Annotated in this window: 14 protein-coding genes and 1 tRNA gene; 9 read left to right on the top strand and 6 right to left on the bottom strand. The window is 74.3% G+C overall.

Annotated elements, in window-relative coordinates:
* Window positions 1-113: 113 nt before the first annotated feature.
* Together ACZ407_RS04055 and ACZ407_RS04050 are read right to left on the bottom strand one after the other, a co-directional pair.
* Window positions 114-1,406, bottom strand: a complete 1,293-nt coding sequence (locus ACZ407_RS04055) for a WxL domain-containing protein (RefSeq protein WP_468125277.1) — start codon at window positions 1,404-1,406, stop codon at window positions 114-116.
* 449 nt (window positions 1,407-1,855) lie between these two features.
* Window positions 1,856-2,590, bottom strand: a complete 735-nt coding sequence (locus ACZ407_RS04050) for a 4'-phosphopantetheinyl transferase family protein (RefSeq protein WP_468125275.1) — start codon at window positions 2,588-2,590, stop codon at window positions 1,856-1,858.
* Between the two features lie 179 nt (window positions 2,591-2,769).
* Here ACZ407_RS04050 and ACZ407_RS04045 point away from each other — a divergent pair, with 179 nt between their 5' ends.
* Window positions 2,770-3,228, top strand: coding sequence for a GNAT family N-acetyltransferase (locus ACZ407_RS04045; RefSeq protein WP_468125273.1), 459 nt, complete (start codon window positions 2,770-2,772; stop codon window positions 3,226-3,228).
* Window positions 3,229-3,516: 288 nt separating this feature from the next.
* Here the strand turns inward: ACZ407_RS04045 and ACZ407_RS04040 are convergent.
* Window positions 3,517-3,589 (bottom strand) — tRNA-Arg (locus tag ACZ407_RS04040).
* Between the two features lie 292 nt (window positions 3,590-3,881).
* On the opposite strand from ACZ407_RS04040, the gene ACZ407_RS04035 reads away from it, so the two are divergent.
* From ACZ407_RS04035 to ACZ407_RS04005, 7 genes are all read left to right on the top strand, one after another.
* Window positions 3,882-5,498, top strand: coding sequence for a dynamin family protein (locus ACZ407_RS04035; RefSeq protein ID WP_468125271.1), 1,617 nt, complete (start codon window positions 3,882-3,884; stop codon window positions 5,496-5,498).
* 4 nt (window positions 5,499-5,502) lie between these two features.
* Entirely contained in the window at window positions 5,503-7,317 is a 1,815-nt protein-coding gene (locus ACZ407_RS04030) for a GTPase (protein ID WP_468125269.1), read from the top strand.
* Window positions 7,318-7,466: 149 nt separating this feature from the next.
* Entirely contained in the window at window positions 7,467-7,871 is a 405-nt protein-coding gene (locus ACZ407_RS04025; protein ID WP_468125268.1) for a single-stranded DNA-binding protein, read from the top strand.
* A gap of 296 nt (window positions 7,872-8,167) precedes the next feature.
* Window positions 8,168-9,313: a thioester domain-containing protein gene (locus ACZ407_RS04020; protein ID WP_468125267.1), complete on the top strand. Its 1,146-nt coding sequence runs from the start codon at window positions 8,168-8,170 to the stop codon at window positions 9,311-9,313.
* A 137-nt stretch (window positions 9,314-9,450) separates the two neighbouring features.
* Window positions 9,451-11,115: an energy-dependent translational throttle protein EttA gene (gene ettA / locus ACZ407_RS04015; RefSeq protein WP_468125265.1), complete on the top strand. Its 1,665-nt coding sequence runs from the start codon at window positions 9,451-9,453 to the stop codon at window positions 11,113-11,115.
* A 2-nt stretch (window positions 11,116-11,117) separates the two neighbouring features.
* Window positions 11,118-11,549 (top strand): acyl-CoA thioesterase, encoded by a 432-nt coding sequence (locus ACZ407_RS04010; RefSeq protein ID WP_468125264.1) that lies wholly within the window; start codon window positions 11,118-11,120, stop codon window positions 11,547-11,549.
* Window positions 11,546-12,250, top strand: coding sequence for a DUF8010 domain-containing protein (locus tag ACZ407_RS04005; protein WP_468125263.1), 705 nt, complete (start codon window positions 11,546-11,548; stop codon window positions 12,248-12,250). Before ACZ407_RS04010 ends, ACZ407_RS04005 begins: the two co-directional genes overlap by 4 nt.
* 50 nt (window positions 12,251-12,300) lie before the next feature.
* On the opposite strand, the gene ACZ407_RS04000 is transcribed toward ACZ407_RS04005, so the two are convergent.
* Entirely contained in the window at window positions 12,301-12,705 is a 405-nt protein-coding gene (locus ACZ407_RS04000) for a globin (RefSeq protein WP_468125261.1), read from the bottom strand.
* Window positions 12,706-12,797: 92 nt separating this feature from the next.
* On the opposite strand from ACZ407_RS04000, the gene ACZ407_RS03995 reads away from it, so the two are divergent.
* Window positions 12,798-13,796 (top strand): methyltransferase domain-containing protein, encoded by a 999-nt coding sequence (locus tag ACZ407_RS03995; RefSeq protein WP_468125260.1) that lies wholly within the window; start codon window positions 12,798-12,800, stop codon window positions 13,794-13,796.
* Window positions 13,797-13,825: 29 nt separating this feature from the next.
* On the opposite strand, the gene ACZ407_RS03990 is transcribed toward ACZ407_RS03995, so the two are convergent.
* Window positions 13,826-15,022 (bottom strand): FHA domain-containing protein, encoded by a 1,197-nt coding sequence (locus tag ACZ407_RS03990; RefSeq protein ID WP_468125259.1) that lies wholly within the window; start codon window positions 15,020-15,022, stop codon window positions 13,826-13,828.
* A gap of 46 nt (window positions 15,023-15,068) precedes the next feature.
* Window positions 15,069-16,400, bottom strand: coding sequence for a vWA domain-containing protein (locus ACZ407_RS03985; RefSeq protein WP_468125257.1), 1,332 nt, complete (start codon window positions 16,398-16,400; stop codon window positions 15,069-15,071).
* Between the last annotated feature and the right edge of the window lie 15 nt (window positions 16,401-16,415).

Raw genomic sequence — 16,415 nt, 5'->3', positions numbered from 1 at the left:
GGGGGGGGGGGGGGGGGGGGGGGGGGGGGGGGGGGGGGGGGGGGGGGGGGGGGGTTTCCCCCCCCCCCCCCCCCCCCCACCACCCGGTGGGCGCTCGCCGACGGGTCCGGCGGTCAGGCGACCGAGAAGGTCACGACGGACTGGTACGTGTCGGCGAACATGAAGGCCGGCAGCTGGATCATCGCGCCGCCGCCGACGGCGAACTCGCCACCGGTCAGCTCGTCCCCGCCCGGAGCGGCGGAGGCGACCTTCATCGGGGTGTCCGTGATGGCTCCGGGGGCCCCGGCGGTGCAGGCGCTCGGGCTGTCCGGGTTGGTGACGGTGCACACCGGCTGGATGCCGAGCTGGGCCTTCGCCAGCGCGTGTCCGGTGGCGGTGTTCAGGAACGGCGTACGGGTGACCGTGAGGTCCCATCCGAGGGTGCCGCCGCGGAAGTCCTGGACGGTGGCCGCGTTGAACTGGCCCACCACGGACTGCTTCTTGCCGTTGATGGTGACCGCGCCGAAGTCCAGTGCGGGCAGCCCGCCGGTCGGGCCGAGGGACAGCGGTCCGGCCAGCACCTCGATGTCCACCGGGTGCGGGACCCCGACGGCCGGCGGGATCCAGTTGAAGGCCTTCGCCGGCTGCACCGCGCCGTCGATGATGACCGCATCGGCCTTCTTGGTGATGGTGAGGTTGCAGGTGGCCACCCCCGCGGCGTCCGCCGAGCCGGAGCCCGTGTCACCGGTGGCCGCGCCCGACAGCAGGGCCTTGCAGGTCACCGGTCCGGCCGGGAAGTTGGCACCGGTGGCGACGACCGCGGTGTTCGGGCCGCCGCTGTTGGGCGTCAGCCTGGTCGTGATCGGGTCCTTGGGCAGGGCCTCGACCTGGATCGAGGCGATGGGCGCGCTCGGGCGCGGCTGCGGCACGCAGGTGGTGGTGAAGACGCTGCCGCTGAGGTCGGCGTCGGTGACCGCCTGGTCGAGGAGGATGTCGAGCTTGGTGCCCTCGGTGCCGTCCGGGACCTTGACGGTGCCGGAGAAGGGCTTGGGGTCGAGGGGTACGCCGGCCACCACCGAGACGGTCTCGGGCGGGCTGACGACGGTCTGCGTGGTGCTCCCGACCTTGAGGGTGATCTTGGTGGTGTTCACCGTGGTCACGGAGAAGCCGGGCACCAGCGGGCTGGCGCCCGGGTCGATGGTGATCGGCACGACGTCCCCGGCCTTGGCCGTGTCGGGCACGGTGACCGTGTAGTTCTGGTTGCCCGAGCCGTCGGGCTGCGGCGCCGGCGCGTCACACGCGGAAAAGACGGGGGTGGTCGTCGTCGCGGCCGCGGCCGTGCCCGCCAGGCCCACCACGCCACCCGTCAGCGCCAGGGTCAGGGCCCCCGCCCCGGCGAGGATTCTTCGTCGGTAACTCGTACTCACTGGGTCGCGACTCCTTCGTCATGACGAACCCCTCCCCCCACCCGCTGTGTGGGGGAGGCCGAGCCGGTGCGGTGGCCGATATTGACGCGTCACGCCGTCGAGAAGTCAATGAGCAGCCGTGCCGGGAAGCGCACAGAAATTGATGTCCCATCAGACCGGGGTGTACGTCCCGGCCAGGGCTGATGGGGCCGGCGCGCGGCGCGGCGGGGCGCGGCGGGGACCCCGGCTGCGGGGCCGGGCGGGGTTCGGACGGAGGCCCGTACCGGGGCCGGACGGAAGTCGGCACGGGGGCCGGACGGGAGCCGGGCGGGGGCCGGACGGAGACCGGTATGGAGGCCGGTACGAAGGCCGGACGGGCGCCGGTACGAAGGCCGGACAGGCGCCGGTACGAAGGCCGGCCGGGCGCCGGTACGAGGGCCGGGCGGCGGTCGGGCGGCGCCCGGCCGGCGTCAGCCCGCCTGCGGCGCGTCCGGGTCCGCGGACACGGCCAGTGCGGCCGAGAAGCCCGCCGGGGCGGGGACGTCCGTGAGGATCCAGCCGGGAGTCGGTGCCGGGGTGGCGGCCGAGCCCACGTACGGATCGGCGAAGCCGAGGCCGAGCCCGGTGCCGGTGCCCTTGAGGTAGGCCTCCTTGCGCGACCAGATGCGGGCCAGCGCCGCCGACTGCTGCGGCCCGTCCAGGGCGAGGAGTTCGGCGGTCTCCCGCGGGTGCAGCATGCGCAGCAGGTCGGCGACCACGGCCGGGCCCGGCACCGCCTCGACGTCCACGCCGACCGGGACCCCGGAGAAGGCCAGCAGGGCCACGTCCTCACTGTGCGAGAGGGAGAAGTGCAGGCGGTCGGCGGGGCCCCCGCCCGGGCCGCCCGGGGCCAGGGCGGGCCGCCCGTGCGGTTCGCCGCAGCAGGGGCACTCCTCGCGGATGAACTCGACCCGCTCCGGAGCCGTGCCCAAGTAGCCCCCGAGCAGCACCCGCAGCCCCACGTGCGCCGCCAGGTAGCGGTGCCGGTCGGCGGGCCGCACGAAGGCGGCGGCGCGGGCCCGCTCGGCCTCGTCGAGCAGGGCGTCGCCGACCGGGTGCCCGCCGACGGCCTGCCGGTCGGTGTTCAGGTGCCAGAGCACCACGGCGCCGCCCAGCGGCCGCTGCGCGGTGTCCGGCTTCCTTGAGTCCAGTTCGTACGTGCCCATCCGACGAGGGTAATGCGCCTCCCGCCTCGGAAGTTCGCCGGTTGGGGGGATGCGGCGCGATCCGCACGGTGCCCGCGGGCCGCTCCGGCGGAGCTCCGCGCGCGCCCGCCCGGGCGGTTCGGACCGGCAGCTGATCACTTTCGCCGCCATCCGCGGCACCCACGCTCTAGCCTGGCGCGATGGAGATAGCAGTCGATGACCTGTCGGGCCCCGACATAGCCCGCTTCCTGGCGGAGCACGTCCAGGAGATGCAGTCCGTCAGCCCGCCGGAGAGCAAGCACGCCCTCGACCTGCACGGGCTGCGCCGCTACGACATCACCTTCTGGTCGGCCCGGGACGCGGACGGCGTCCTCGTGGGCTGCGGTGCCCTCAAATGGCTGGACGAGGAGCACGCGGAGATCAAGTCGATGCGCACGGCCGCCCGCGCCAAGCGCTCCGGCGTGGCCACCTTCGTGCTGACCCACCTCATCGAGGAGGCCCGGCGGATGGGCTACAAGCGGCTGAGCCTGGAGACGGGCTCGGCGGAGTTCTTCGCCCCGGCCCGGGCGCTGTACGCGAAGTTCGGCTTCGAGCCCTGCGAGCCCTTCGCCGACTACAAGCCGGACCCGCTCAGCGTCTTCATGACCCGGAGCCTCTGAAGCCTCCGGCTCCCGGCCGCCCGTGCCTCTCCTCGCACACCCGAGTACGGGCGCACCGGGCATCCCGGCCCGTCACCCCACCGGAGTACGGCGTACCTGCCGGAGTACCCGTCCGCGGACCGCGGCGGGCCCCGATGCGCCGGGAATCGGCCAGTCGGGGGGAGGGTCGCCCGGATGCCGGGCGGGCCTTATCGCGCCACTACACCCGCCGCACTAAGGTGCGCTCGCCGGCGCAAGCACTCCGGCCCCGAGGGCCGGTGCGCGCGCAGGAACGCGGAAGAGAAGACGTGCCCCCGGCAGGACTCGAACCTGCGGCCAAGTGCTTAGAAGGCACCTGCTCTATCCACTGAGCTACGGGGGCCGGAAGGTGACCGTGAGCCGGGTCAAGGATAGGGCTCCGCTCGCCTTGTCCCGGTTGCTTCACCCGCGTGCCACGATGTGGAGGTTCGGTGAAGCGGTCCCGATAATCGCAGGCAGGTGCGATTCGCGCAGCGCTTTTGCGCCGCCGCGTGCCGGGTGTTGTGTACTCGTTATGCCGTCGCCCCAGTCGTCCGTTGTGTCCCGCGTGTCAGTCCGGAGTGGCGGTCGGCGCGCAGAGAGTCTATAAGCTTCAAAAAGGACACAAAATTGGGCATTCTTCGCATGTGGTGACCTTGGATGTTCGGCCTCAGCTGATCGATGCCCTCTCCGCCCTGCGCGACCGGGTCGCCTCCGTGCGTCTGCCGCTGCCCCTGCCCGGCGCCCCGCGCGCCCGCCAGACCAGAGCCGAGCTCCTCGCCCAGCTCGACGACTACCTCGTACCGCGGCTCAAGGCCCCCGAGGCCCCGCTGCTCGCCGTCATCGGCGGCTCCACCGGCGCCGGCAAGTCCACCCTGGTCAACTCGCTCGTCGGCCGCCAGGTCAGCGAAGCCGGGGTGCTGCGCCCCACCACCCGCACCCCCGTCCTCGTCTGCCACCCCGACGACCACCACTGGTTCGCCGGCATGCGCGTCCTGCCCGACCTCATGCGGGTCTGGCTGCCGCACGACGAGGCGGAGTCCCTGCGCGCCGCCGGCGACACCGGCGAGGACGAACCCGGCGGCACGGACGGGGCCCACCGCGAACTGCGCATCGAGACCGTCGCCACCCTGCCCCGCGGACTCGCCCTCCTCGACGCGCCCGACATCGACTCCCTCGTCGTCGAGAACCGCACCCTCGCCGCCGAGCTCATCTGCGCCGCCGACGTCTGGGTCATGGTCACCACCGCCTCCCGGTACGCCGATGCCATCCCCTGGCACCTGCTGCGCACCGCCAAGGAGTACCGGGCCACCCTGATCACGGTCCTCGACCGGGTCCCGCACCAGGTGCTCACCGAGGTCTCCCGCCAGTACGGCGCCCTCCTCACCCGCGCCGGACTCGGCGAGGTCCCCCGCTTCACCGTCCCCGAGCTCCCCGAGTCCACCGGCGGCGGCGGGCTCCTGCCCGCAAGCGCCGTGGCACCCCTCCACGCCTGGCTCACCCACCACGCCCAGGACCCCGCCGCCCGCCAGCAGGCCGTCGGCCGCACCGCGCTCGGGGTCCTCGACTCCCTCGGCAGCCGGATGCCCGAACTCGCCGCCGCCGTGGCCGCCCAGCACGCCGCCGCCGTCCGCCTCACCGCCGCCGTGGAGGACGCGTACCGCCGCGAGGGCAAGCGGGTGCGGACCCGGCTCGACCAGGGCGCCGTACTCGCCGGCGACGCCCTCACCCGGTGGCGCGGCTACCCCCTCGACACCACCGCCGACGAACTCCTCGACTCCCTCGCCGAAAGCCTCGCCGCCCTCATCCAGTGCGCCGTGGCCGCCGCCGACGAACGCATCGCCGAGGTGTGGCGGCGCGAGCCTGCCGCCGGGGCCGTCCCGCTGCCCGTCCCCGACCGGGAGGCCGCCGAACGCATCGGAGTGGCCGTACGCCGCTGGCGGCGGGTGCTCGAAGAGCTCGCCGAGGAGGAGGTCGCCGGACTCGACCACCAGAACGCACCCGAGGCCGACGCCGTCGCCGCCCTGCTCGTCGCCTCGCTCCTCGGCGGCAAGCGGGCCCGGGCCGCCGGCGAACGGCTGGCCCAGCGCATCGGCGCCCAGGGCGCGCTGCGGCTGCGCGACCGCGGGAACGAACTCGTCGGCACCCACCTGGAGCAGGTGCTGAAGGCCGAGCGGGACCGGCGGCTCGCCCCCCTCGACGCCCTCGAAGTGACCCCGGAACCGCAGGCGGAGCTGATCGCCGCGCTGTCCGTACTGCAGAAGGAGAGGTGACGCGGTGACCGCAGTGACCGATCAGCCGGAGCACAACCGTTCCCGCTGGGACGACGGGCTCATCGCCCGGCGGGTCGCCCCCGGCGCCGCCGGCGGGCCGGGCGGGCCGGGCGGCCCCGACGAGGAGGAGGACGCCGAGGCCCACGCCCTGCTGCGCGCCGTCTCCGGGGCCGCCCGCCCCGCCCCCGCCCCCGCCGGCCCCCCGCCCAGCCCCGAGAGCCTGTCCCTGCGGGTCCGCCTCGACGCCTTCCGGCAGCTCGTCGGCCTCTCCCGCACCCGGCTCGACGGCAAGACCCTCGCCGAGGCCGGCCGGGTCCTCGACGAGGCCGCAGCCCGCCGGGGGCTGTCCCCCCGGCACACCGTCATCGCCATCGCGGGCGCCACCGGCAGCGGCAAGTCCACCCTGTTCAACGCCCTGGCCGAGGTGCAGATCTCCGAGACCGGACTGCGCCGGCCCACCACCTCCGCCCCGATCGCCTGCAGCTGGTCCGACGGCGCCGCCGGGCTCCTCGACCGGCTGGAGATCCCCGGCCGGCTGCGCCGCCGCCCGCGCGACGCCGGCAACACCGACGAGGCCATGCGCGGACTCGTCCTCATCGACCTCCCCGACCACGACTCGGCCGTCGTCACCCACCGCGAGCACGTGGACCGCGTGCTCGGCCTCGTCGACGCCGTGATCTGGGTCGTGGACCCCGAGAAGTACGCCGATGCCGTCCTCCACGAGCGCTACCTGCGGCCCCTCTCCGGACACGCCGAGGTCACCTTCGTCGTCCTCAACCAGATCGACCGGCTGCCCGGCGAGGCGGCCGACCTCGTCCTCGACGACCTGCGCCGGCTGCTCGACGAGGACGGCATGGCCCTCGGCGAGCACGGCGAACCCGGCGCCCTCGTCTTCGGGATCTCCGCCCTCACCGGCGAGGGCATCCCCGAACTGCGCGACGTACTGGGCCAGTTCACCCAGGAGAGGGGAGCCGCCACCCGGCGGCTGTCCGCCGACGTGGACCGTGCGGCACTGCGGCTGCGCCCCCTGTACGTGGCCGACGGACGGCCCGAGATCGGGGAGGGCGCCCGCGCCGAGTTCGAGGACCGGCTCGCCGAGGCGGTCGGCGCCCACGCCGCCGGACTCGCCGCCGAACGGGCCTGGCGGCGCAACGCGGGCAAGGCCTGCGGAACGCCCTGGCTGCGGCTGTGGCGCTGGTACGAGAACCGCCGCTCCCCGCAGCGGATCGCCCAGCGGCTCACCCGGGGCGGCGCCCCCGAACCCCCGCCCGAGGAGGAGGTGACCGCCCGGCAGCGGGTGGAGCAGGCCGTCCGCACCGTCGCCGACGAGGCGGCCGCCGGCCTGCCCGAGCCCTGGGCCCTGGCGGTCCGCGAGACGGCGGTGCGCGGCGCCGACCGGCTCCCGGAGATGCTCGACGAACTGGCCGTGACCGTGGGGGCCCCGCCCGGGAAGCCGCCGCGGCCCGCGTGGTGGCCCGCCGCCGTCCTCGCCCAGGCCGCGATGACCCTGCTGCAGATCTACGGCGGACTGTGGCTGGTCGGCCAGATCGCCGGGGTGCTGGAACCGGGGCTGCTGGTGCCGGTCCTGCTGATGGTCGCCGGGATCGTCGGCGGACCGCTGGTCGAATGGACCTGCTCGGTGGCGGCCCGGGGACCCGCCCGGCGGTACGGGCAGGAGGCCGAGAACCGACTGCGGCAGGCGGCCGCCGGCTGCGGACGGGCCAAGGTGCTCGAACCCGTCGCGGCCGAACTCCTGCGGTACCGGGAAGTGCGGGAGCAATACGCGACGGTGGCCAGGTTGTCCACAACGCCCCAGTAATCCACAGGCTCCGGCGGGATTCCGGGAAAGGGTCCAGCATGGCGTACGAGGGCTCGGGGAGAGCCCTCGTACGAGTGAGCGCGAGGGGTCGGACCGGCGCGGAAAGCCGGTGGCCGGCGCGCGCGCCGAGCCGAGTGGGGGCGAGTGGGATGAACGAAACCCTGGTGACGCTGGTGGGGCACGCGGCGACCCGGGTCGACTACCGGGAGACGCCGACGGGGGCCGTGGCCAGGTTCCGGATCGCGGTCCGGTCGCGGTATCTGGACCGCCGGAAAGAGGCCTGGGCCGACGGGCCCACGAGCTTCTACACCGTCTGGGCGAAACGCGCGCTGGCGGCGAACCTGGCCGGATCCGTATCGGTCGGCGAACCCCTGCTGGTGCACGGCCGGCTGCGGGTGCGCGACGAGGAGGCCGGGGAGGGCAGGCGGTGGGTCTCCGCCGAGGTGGACGCGCTCTCCGTGGGCCATGACCTCTCCCGGGGAACCGCGGCGTTCAGACGGGTGGTCAAGGCGGACTCGGCACTGACTGAAGCTCAGAAGGCGGCGGTGGTCTGAGTGTTCGAGAGCGCTAGGATTCCCCGGTACTCATGGGCACGTGGGTCTTTGGCCCGAAGGGGAAGACTGTGTCTGCTGCCGTTCCCGCCGTTCCTCCTGCTGCTGTTCCTCCTGCTCCTGCGGTTCCTGCCGCCGGTCCTGCCGTCGTCCCGGCGGACGTTCCGTATGCCGTTGCGCCCCTCCTCCCGGACACCGCTTCCGGTTCCGCTTGCGCCGGGCCGACCGCCGCCTGCCCGGGTGCCGCGGAGGCGGCCGCCGCGGTTCCGCCCGCCCCCCGGGGCGCCGCAACCGCCGGGGTGCGGCGGCCGGTCGCCGTGGCCCTGCTCGCCGCGGTCCTCGTCGCGCCCGTCGGCGTCGGCGCCGCCGCCGCCGTGGGGGCGCCCGACCGGCAGGCCGGGACCACCGCCGTGCTCGACGGGCTCACCGCCGCGGCCGGGCAGGCCGTGCTGCGCGGGCCGCAGGGGGAGCAGCGCATCCCCGCCGGGCTGTACGAGATGCGGGTCGAGGGCGGCGGCACCCTCCAGACCTACGGGCTGGGCGTCAAGAGCCTCGCGCAGCGCGAGACCCGCTACACCGAGACCCCCTGGGCCGCCGGGCCGCTGGCCGGCAACCGCGAGGCCGGGCGGATCCGCTGGATCCTGGAGCACTCCTACCCGCAGCGCAACGACCTCGCCGGGCTCGCCCGGGCCGCCGGGGCCGGCAGCCTCACCGCCGAGAGCGCGGCCGCCGGCACCCAGGTCGCGATCTGGCGGATCGCCGACCGGGTCCCGGTGGAGGCCGTCGATCCCGCCGCCGAGAAGCTGGCCGACTACCTCCAGAAGGCCGCGCGCAGGTCTGCCGAGCCGCCCGCCTCCCTCAGCCTCCAGCCGGGGTCCGTGGCCGGGAAGGCCGGCAGCCTGATCGGCCCCGTGACGGTCCGCACCCGCGCACAGAGCGTGACGGTGACCCCGGACGCGGCGGCCCTCGCCCACGGGGTGCGGATCGTGGACAAGGACGGCGACCCGCTGGCCTCGGCGCACAACGGCACCAAGCTGTGGTTCGTGGTGCCCGCCGGCACCGAGGACGGCACGGCCTCGGTGACCGTGCAGGGCGCCACCGGGGTCCCCGTCGGCCGGGTGCTCACCGGCGGCGCCGGGGACCAGGCGCAGGTCGTCGCCGGGTCCAGCGAGTCCGTCACCGCGGCCACCGCCACGGCGGTCTGGGCGCCGGTCCCCGAGCCCCGGAGCTCCGCCTCCCCGGCCGCGGTCCTGGCTGCCCCGGGCGCCCCGGCCCCGCAGCTCGCCGGGCAGACGGCGGCCGCGGCGGACGAGGAGCGGCTGGCGGCGAGCGGCAGCTCCGCCGCCACACCGGTGATCGCGGCCCTGGCCGTGGGCCTGGTGGTGCTGGGCGCGGGCGTGGTCCTGGCCCTGCGCAGCCGTCCCTCGGAGGACCCCGGCCGGTAGCGGGCGCGGGCCGCCGCCGGGCGGCCCGGTGCCGGGGCGGTGCCCCCGGGCCCTGACCACACGGGTTTCCGCCGGGGGATGGACGTACGGCAAGATGGGGTGTACTGCCCACCCATCGATCTGCCGGACGGTTTCTCTTGGCTGAGTACATCTACACCATGCGCAAGACGCGCAAGGCGCACGGCGACAAGGTGATCCTTGACGATGTCTTCCTGAACTTCCTGCCGGGAGCCAAGATCGGTGTGGTCGGCCCGAACGGTGCCGGTAAGTCCACCGTCCTGAAGATCATGGCCGGTCTGGAGCAGCCGTCCAACGGCGACGCCTTCCTGGCGCCGGGCTACTCCGTCGGCATCCTCATGCAGGAGCCCAAGCTCGACGAGTCCAAGACCGTCCTGGAGAACGTCCAGAACGGTGTCGCCGAGATCAAGGGCAAGCTCGACCGGTTCAACGCGATCGCCGAGGAAATGGCGACGAACTACACCGACGAGCTGATGGAGGAGATGGGCAAGCTCCAGGAGGACCTGGACCACGCCAACGCCTGGGACCTCGACGCCCAGCTGGAGCAGGCCATGGACGCCCTGGGCTGCCCGCCCGGCGACTGGCCGGTCACCAACCTCTCCGGTGGCGAGAAGCGCCGCGTGGCCCTCTGCAAGCTGCTGCTGGAGGCCCCCGACCTGCTGCTCCTCGACGAGCCCACCAACCACCTCGACGCCGAGTCCGTGAACTGGCTGGAGCAGCACCTCGCCCAGTACAAGGGCGCCGTGGTGGCGGTCACCCACGACCGCTACTTCCTCGACAACGTCGCCGAGTGGATCCTGGAGCTCGACCGCGGCCGCGCCCACCCGTACGAGGGCAACTACTCGACCTACCTCGAGAAGAAGGCCGAGCGCCTCAAGGTCGAGGGCAAGAAGGACGAGAAGCGCCAGAAGCGCCTCAAGGAAGAGCTGGAGTGGGTCCGCTCCAACGCCAAGGGCCGCCAGGCCAAGTCCAAGGCGCGTCTGGCCCGCTACGAGGAGATGGCCGCCGAGGCCGAGAAGATGCGGAAGCTGGACTTCGAGGAGATCCAGATCCCGCCGGGCCCGCGCCTGGGCTCGATCGTCGTCGAGGTCAACAACCTCTCCAAGGCCTTCGGCGAGAAGGTCCTCATCGACGACCTCTCCTTCACCCTGCCGCGCAACGGCATCGTCGGCATCATCGGTCCGAACGGCGCGGGCAAGACCACGCTGTTCAAGATGATCCAGGGCCTGGAGACCCCGGACTCCGGCGACATCAAGGTCGGCGAGACCGTCAAGATCTCGTACGTCGACCAGGGCCGCGCCAACATCGACCCCAAGAAGACCCTCTGGGCGGTCGTGTCGGACGAGCTGGACTACATCAACGTGGGCCAGGTCGAGATGCCCTCCCGCGCCTACGTCTCCGCGTTCGGCTTCAAGGGCCCGGACCAGCAGAAGCCGGCCGGCGTGCTCTCCGGCGGTGAGCGCAACCGCCTGAACCTCGCGCTCACCCTCAAGCAGGGCGGCAACCTGCTGCTCCTCGACGAGCCGACCAACGACCTCGACGTCGAGACCCTGTCCTCCCTGGAGAACGCGCTCCTCGACTTCCCCGGCTGCGCCGTGGTCGTCTCCCACGACCGCTGGTTCCTGGACCGAGTGGCCACGCACATCCTGGCCTACGAGGGCGACTCGAAGTGGTTCTGGTTCGAGGGCAACTTCGAGTCCTACGAGAAGAACAAGGTCGAGCGGCTCGGCCCGGACGCCACCCGTCCGCACCGCGCCACCTACAAGAAGCTGACGCGAGGCTGAGCATGGCCCGCCACATCTACCGGTGCCCCCTGCGCTGGTCGGACATGGACGCCTTCGGGCACGTCAACAACGTCGTCTTCCTCCGCTACCTGGAGGAGGCGCGCATCGACTTCATGTTCCGGCTGGCGCCGGGGAACGGCTCGCAGTCGTTCCAGGGCGGGTCCGTCGTGGCCCGCCACGAGATCGACTACAAGCGGCCGCTGGTGCACCGGCACGAACCGGTCACCATCGAATCCTGGGTGACGAAGATAGGCGCGGCCTCGCTGACCATCGCCTACGAGGTCAAGGACGAGGACACGGTGTACGTCAGCGCGTCCACCGTCGTCGTCCCCTTCGACCTCGAGTCGCAGCGCCCGCGCCGCATCACCGAGGAGGAGCGCTCGTTCCTCCAGGAGTACGTGGACGACTCGGCCACGTCGGTGCCGGCGGCATGACCGACCTGCTGCGCTTCGCCGATTCCGGGGAGGCGGCGGACCTCGCCGCCTTCCTGGGCCGGCTGGTGCACTACGACCGCGCCGCTGCCGTCCGCCTGCAGGGCGGCGGCGGCGCGCTCGCCGTCTTCGGCCGCCCGCCCTCCTTCGAGGTGCTCGCCATCCGCACGGCCCGGCTCGCCGCCCCCGTGCAGCTGGACCGCACCGTCTCCGCGGGCGAGCTGCTCGAAGGCATCGACGAGACGGCCGGCACGGCTCCCGTGCCCGCCGCCGTCACCGGCCCCCCGTGGGCCGGGCTGCTGCCGCCCCGCGGTGGCTGGCAGCAGGTTCCGGGACTGCCCGGACCCGAACCGATGCGCGCCGCGGTCGCCGCGGCCGTCGCCGAGTTCCGGGCCCGGGACGAGGCCCTGCCGCCCGAGCGGCGCACCCGGGCCGAACGCGACCGGATCGGCCGCGAGATCTGGTCCCGCACCCTCGGCACCACCGAGCTGCCGCTGCGCGCCGTGCACGCCGCGCAGGCCCTCGGCTTCCTGCGGCCGGTGCGCACCCCCGTGCCCGCCGGTCAGACCGCCCCCGGCGCACCCGAGCCGGTGGCCCTGCTCGCCTCCGGCACCTGGCTGCGCCTGCGCACCCCGTACGGCTCCGTCGCCACCCGGCGGCCCGGCGGCGGCGGTCTCGGCGCGCTCCAGGTCAGCCCGCGCTGATCCGCCGCCCCGGCCCGGGGCCGCAGCCATCGCCGGGGATCGGCCCCGGGTCAGCCCGGGGTGTTCATCATCGAGGCGGCCGCGTAGGTCAGGTAGCGCCACAGCTGCTGCTCGTGCTCGGGGGAGAGTCCCAGCTCGTCCACCGCGTCCCGCATGTGACGCAGCCACGCGTCGTGCGCGGCCCGGTCCACCACGAAGGGCGCGTGCCGCATGCGCAGCCGCGGGTGCCCGCGGTTCTCGCTGTACGTGGTGGGCCCGCCCCAGTACTGCATGAGGAACAGGGCGAAGCGCTCCTCGGCCGGGCCGAGGTCCTCCTCCGGGTACATCGGACGCAGCAGCGGGTCCTCGGCGACCCCCTCGTAGAAGCGCCGGACCAGACGGCGGAAGGTCTCCTCGCCGCCCACCTGCTCGAAGAAGGTCTGCTCCTGAAGCGTGTCCTGCGGATTCTCGTTCACCCGACCATCGTCTCAGACGCCCGGACGGAGTACTCCGGTCCTCGGACCACTCTGCGCTCGCCTTCGAGCCCGCCGCGCAGGACAGTGGACCCATGGGCGCACGCAGCGCACGCGCGGCCGGTGCGCGGGACCTCAGGGCCACCGCCCACGCCGCGCAGGTGCGGGAGCTGACCGCCGCCGGGGTGCTGTCCGATCCCGCGTGGCGGGCCGCCTTCGAGGCGGTGCCGCGGCACGTCTTCGTCCCGTACTTCTTCGAGGGCCGCGGGGCCGGCCACGAACGGCTGTGGGGCGAGGACCCGGACCCCGCCCGGCGGGCGCGCTGGCTGCGCGGGGTGTACACGGACGCCCCGCTGGCCACCCGGGTGCGCGACGGGGAGCTGGTCTCCTCCAGCAGCCAGCCCTCCCTGATGGCGAAGATGCTGGAGGCCCTCGACGTGCACGACGGGCAGCACGTCCTGGAGATCGGCACCGGCACCGGGTACAACGCGGCCCTGCTCTGCCACCGGCTCGGCGACGAGCTGGTCACGACGGTGGACCTGGACGAGGAGATCACCGAGGCGGCCCGCTCGCACCTCGCGCTGCTGGGCTACCACCCGGAAGTGGTCACGGGGGACGGCGCCCGGGGCTGCCCGGCCCGCGCCCCCTTCGACCGGGTCATCGCCACCTGCACCCTGCCGCTGGTCCCGTACGCCTGGCTGGGCCAGTGCCGGCCCGGGGCGCGGATCCTGGCCCCGATGGCCACGGGGCTGATCGCCCTGCGGGTGCGTGACGCCGCCTTCGCGGAGGGCCGCTTCCTGCACACCTCCGCCTACTTCGTGCCGCTGCGCGGGGGCGCCCGGGTGCACCACGGCTCCCACCCGCCGGGCGGACTGCCGTACGAGGTGCTGGAGAACGAGCGCTTCCAGTTCATGCTGGCGCTGACCGGTGGTGCGCTCGGGGCGCGGGAGGCGCTGGACCTGTGGCGGCACGAGGGGCGGCCGGGCCGGGAGCGCTTCGGGGTGACCGTGGCGGACGGGCGCCAGTGGGCCTGGCTCGACGATCCCCAGGGGCCCTACACATGGCCCCTGGGGGAGCGCGCCGGGGACGGGTGAAGCACCGGCCCCGGCCGGGTGGCGCGGGATCAGCCGCGGCGGACCGTGATGGTGGTCCAGGCGCCGACGTGCACCTGGTCCCCGTCCGCGAGCGGGACCGGGACGTACGGCTGGATCGGTTCCTCGCCGCCGTTGATCGTGGTGCCGTTGGTGGAGTTCTGGTCCACGACCGCCCAGCCGCCGTCCGGCTGCTGCACCAGCACGGCGTGCTGGTGCGAGACGCCCGGGTCCTCCGGCGGCACGGACAGGTCGATGTCCGGGGCCTCGCCGGTGGTCACCCGGCGGCGGCCGATGGTGATCTGCCCGCCGGCCAGCGGCAGGTGCTGCTCGGGGGCGTACGCGGGCAGGTTCAGCCCGGCGGCCTCGGGGCCGCTGCGCCGCATCATCGCCATGAAGTACGAGCGGTCGGGGCCGATGGTCGCCGACCAGTTGCCGCTGCGGTCCGCGAACGCCCCGGCCTGGCCGGGGTGCCCGCCCTGGAAGGGGTTGCCCTGCGGCTGCCCGGGGTGGCCCTGGCCGGGGTGCTGCCGGAACGGTGCGCCACCGCCCTGCTGCCCGGGGGGCGGCAGCATCCAGTCGTCCCCGCCGGTCTGCTGCGGGGCGGGCTGCGGCGGGCGCTGCCGGTGCGGGGCCTGCGGGGCGGGCTGTTCGAAGCCGGGCAGCGGCGGCAGCACGGGCGCGTTCGGGTGCAGGCCGGGCGGGCGCTGCCCGGTCGGGGCCTCCGGGCCCAGCTGCTCGGCGGTCCGGTGCACCTGGGAGGGCCGCGAGCCCTGGTACTCGTCGTACGGGGGCTGCGGGCGCTGCGCCTGGGCGGGCGGCGGGAAGCCGGGAGGCACGTTCATGCCGGGGCCGGTGTGCGGGCCGCCGGGGCCGGGCGCGCCCGGGTGTCCCGGGGCCTGCGGGTGGCCGGGGGCCTGCGGGTGCCCGGGGCCGCCGAGCGGCGGGCCCGCCGGGTTGTAGGCGGTGGCCTGGCGGGTCAGGAAGTGGTACCGGCACTCCTCGCAGTACGGGGCCATGGCCTCGCGCGGGGTGCGGCACTGCGGGCAGAGTTCGGCCTGAGCGGTGGGCTCGCCCCCGGCCGGGGGGAAGCCGTATCCGCCGCCGCCGTAGGAGGGCGGCGGGGGAGGGGTGGCGCCGGCGGGCGCCCCCGTTCCCGCCATGCGGATGCCGCAGACCTCGCACCAGTCGTCGGAGACCGATGGGTGTCCGTTCGGGCAGGTCGGCATGTCGGCCCTTCCCCCTCTCCCTGCCAGGCCCCCGTCGGGCCGCAATTCAGGACTTCTTCACTCGAACGGTCTTCGTCGAACGCGTTTCGAGAGTCATCTCGTCCGCATCCGTAACCTTCGCCTTCAGCCGCACAGTACCTGCCGCGGCATCGACGACGTCGACCACCTTCGCGAGCAGTTTCGCAGTGTCCTCGTTCCCCGATGCACTCGCCAGTTGCACGGCACGGCCCAGCTTGGCCGTGGCCCCGTCGAAATCTCCTGATTTGCGGGCTTCCAGCCCCTCCTGGATCGCCTCGGCCAGCTCCGCCTGGCCTGTGTAATGCGCCACTTGCGGGTTGATCGCGGTGGATTCGGCCACGTCGTCGGTCCACACGGCGCGGATCAGGCCGTGGGCCAGCACGTCCGGGGCGCCCCCCGCGGGGCCGGGGCGGACCAGCGAGGCGCGGGCCGCCAGCATCTCCTGGCCCAGGCCGGCCGGGGACACCCGGACGCCGACGTGGTAGTCGCGGGACTCGTCCCCCCAGGAACCGGTCGGATAGTCCCCGGCCCGCGGGCCCGCCTCGGTGCGGCGGCCGGTCAGGTCCACCACGGCGGGGGCGACCTGCTTGACGAACAGGACCTCCGCGCCGACGGGGGTCCACAGGCGCAGGGCCACGTCCGCGACCTCCTTGCCCATCGCCTTCTCCATCATCCCCGTGAAATCGGCGGCCAGGCCGGCCGGCTCGGGCACGATGTCGGCGGTGCCCAGCAGGGCCCGCGCGATGCCGGTGACCTCCTTGACCTCCCAGTCGTAGCCGACCCCGCGGGCATCGCAGGTGAAGCGGCCCTCGCAGGCGGCCAGGGCCGCGGCCAGCGCCTCGGGGGACTCGTGCTCGTTGCGGCCGTCGGTCAGCAGGATGCCGTGCCGGATGGCGGCCCCGGTGCCGGCGAACAGGCGTTCCGCGAGCCGCAGCCAGGTGCCGATGGCGGTGCCGCCGCCCGCGGACAGCCGGCGCAGCGCCGTCTTGGCCTCCTCGCGGGTACGGGCGTCGGCCACCGCCATCCGACCGCCGCCGGGGTAGACGTCCTTCGCCTCGTGGGTGCCCGCGACCACCGCGAACGCGGTCCCGTCGCGCAGGGTGTCCACGGCCGCCGCGGTGGCGTCCCGGGCGCTGCGCATCTTCTCGGGCGGGTAGTCCATGGACCCCGAGCAGTCGACCATCAGGACGACGGCCGAGCCGGGGCCCGGACCGCCGGATCCGGCCGGGGCCAGCTTGGCCCCGCCGGTGGACTGCACGGTGACGATGGCGCTGACCTCCCGCCCGCCCTCGGGCAGGTGGGCGTTCTGGTACACCTCCACGGCGAACCGCGGGGCCGTGGGCTTGGCGAAATTGGCCATTCGTTCGGCTCCTTG

This window comes from Streptomyces sp. NPDC030809 (assembly GCF_055572195.1).
This window is presented reverse-complemented; position numbering and strand designations above follow the sequence as displayed.

Excerpts from the sequence above, each read along its gene's own strand:
- ACZ407_RS04045 (WP_468125273.1), top strand. The coding sequence starts at position 2,770 with ATGGAGATAGCAGTCGATGACCTGTCGGGCCCCGACATAGCCCGCTTC.
- ACZ407_RS04025 (WP_468125268.1), top strand. The coding sequence starts at position 7,467 with ATGAACGAAACCCTGGTGACGCTGGTGGGGCACGCGGCGACCCGGGTC.
- ACZ407_RS04050 (WP_468125275.1), bottom strand. The coding sequence starts at position 2,590 with ATGGGCACGTACGAACTGGACTCAAGGAAGCCGGACACCGCGCAGCGG.
- ACZ407_RS04010 (WP_468125264.1), top strand. The coding sequence starts at position 11,118 with ATGGCCCGCCACATCTACCGGTGCCCCCTGCGCTGGTCGGACATGGAC.
- ACZ407_RS03985 (WP_468125257.1), bottom strand. The coding sequence starts at position 16,400 with ATGGCCAATTTCGCCAAGCCCACGGCCCCGCGGTTCGCCGTGGAGGTG.
- ACZ407_RS04005 (WP_468125263.1), top strand. The coding sequence starts at position 11,546 with ATGACCGACCTGCTGCGCTTCGCCGATTCCGGGGAGGCGGCGGACCTC.
- ACZ407_RS03995 (WP_468125260.1), top strand. The coding sequence starts at position 12,798 with ATGGGCGCACGCAGCGCACGCGCGGCCGGTGCGCGGGACCTCAGGGCC.
- ACZ407_RS03990 (WP_468125259.1), bottom strand. The coding sequence starts at position 15,022 with ATGCCGACCTGCCCGAACGGACACCCATCGGTCTCCGACGACTGGTGC.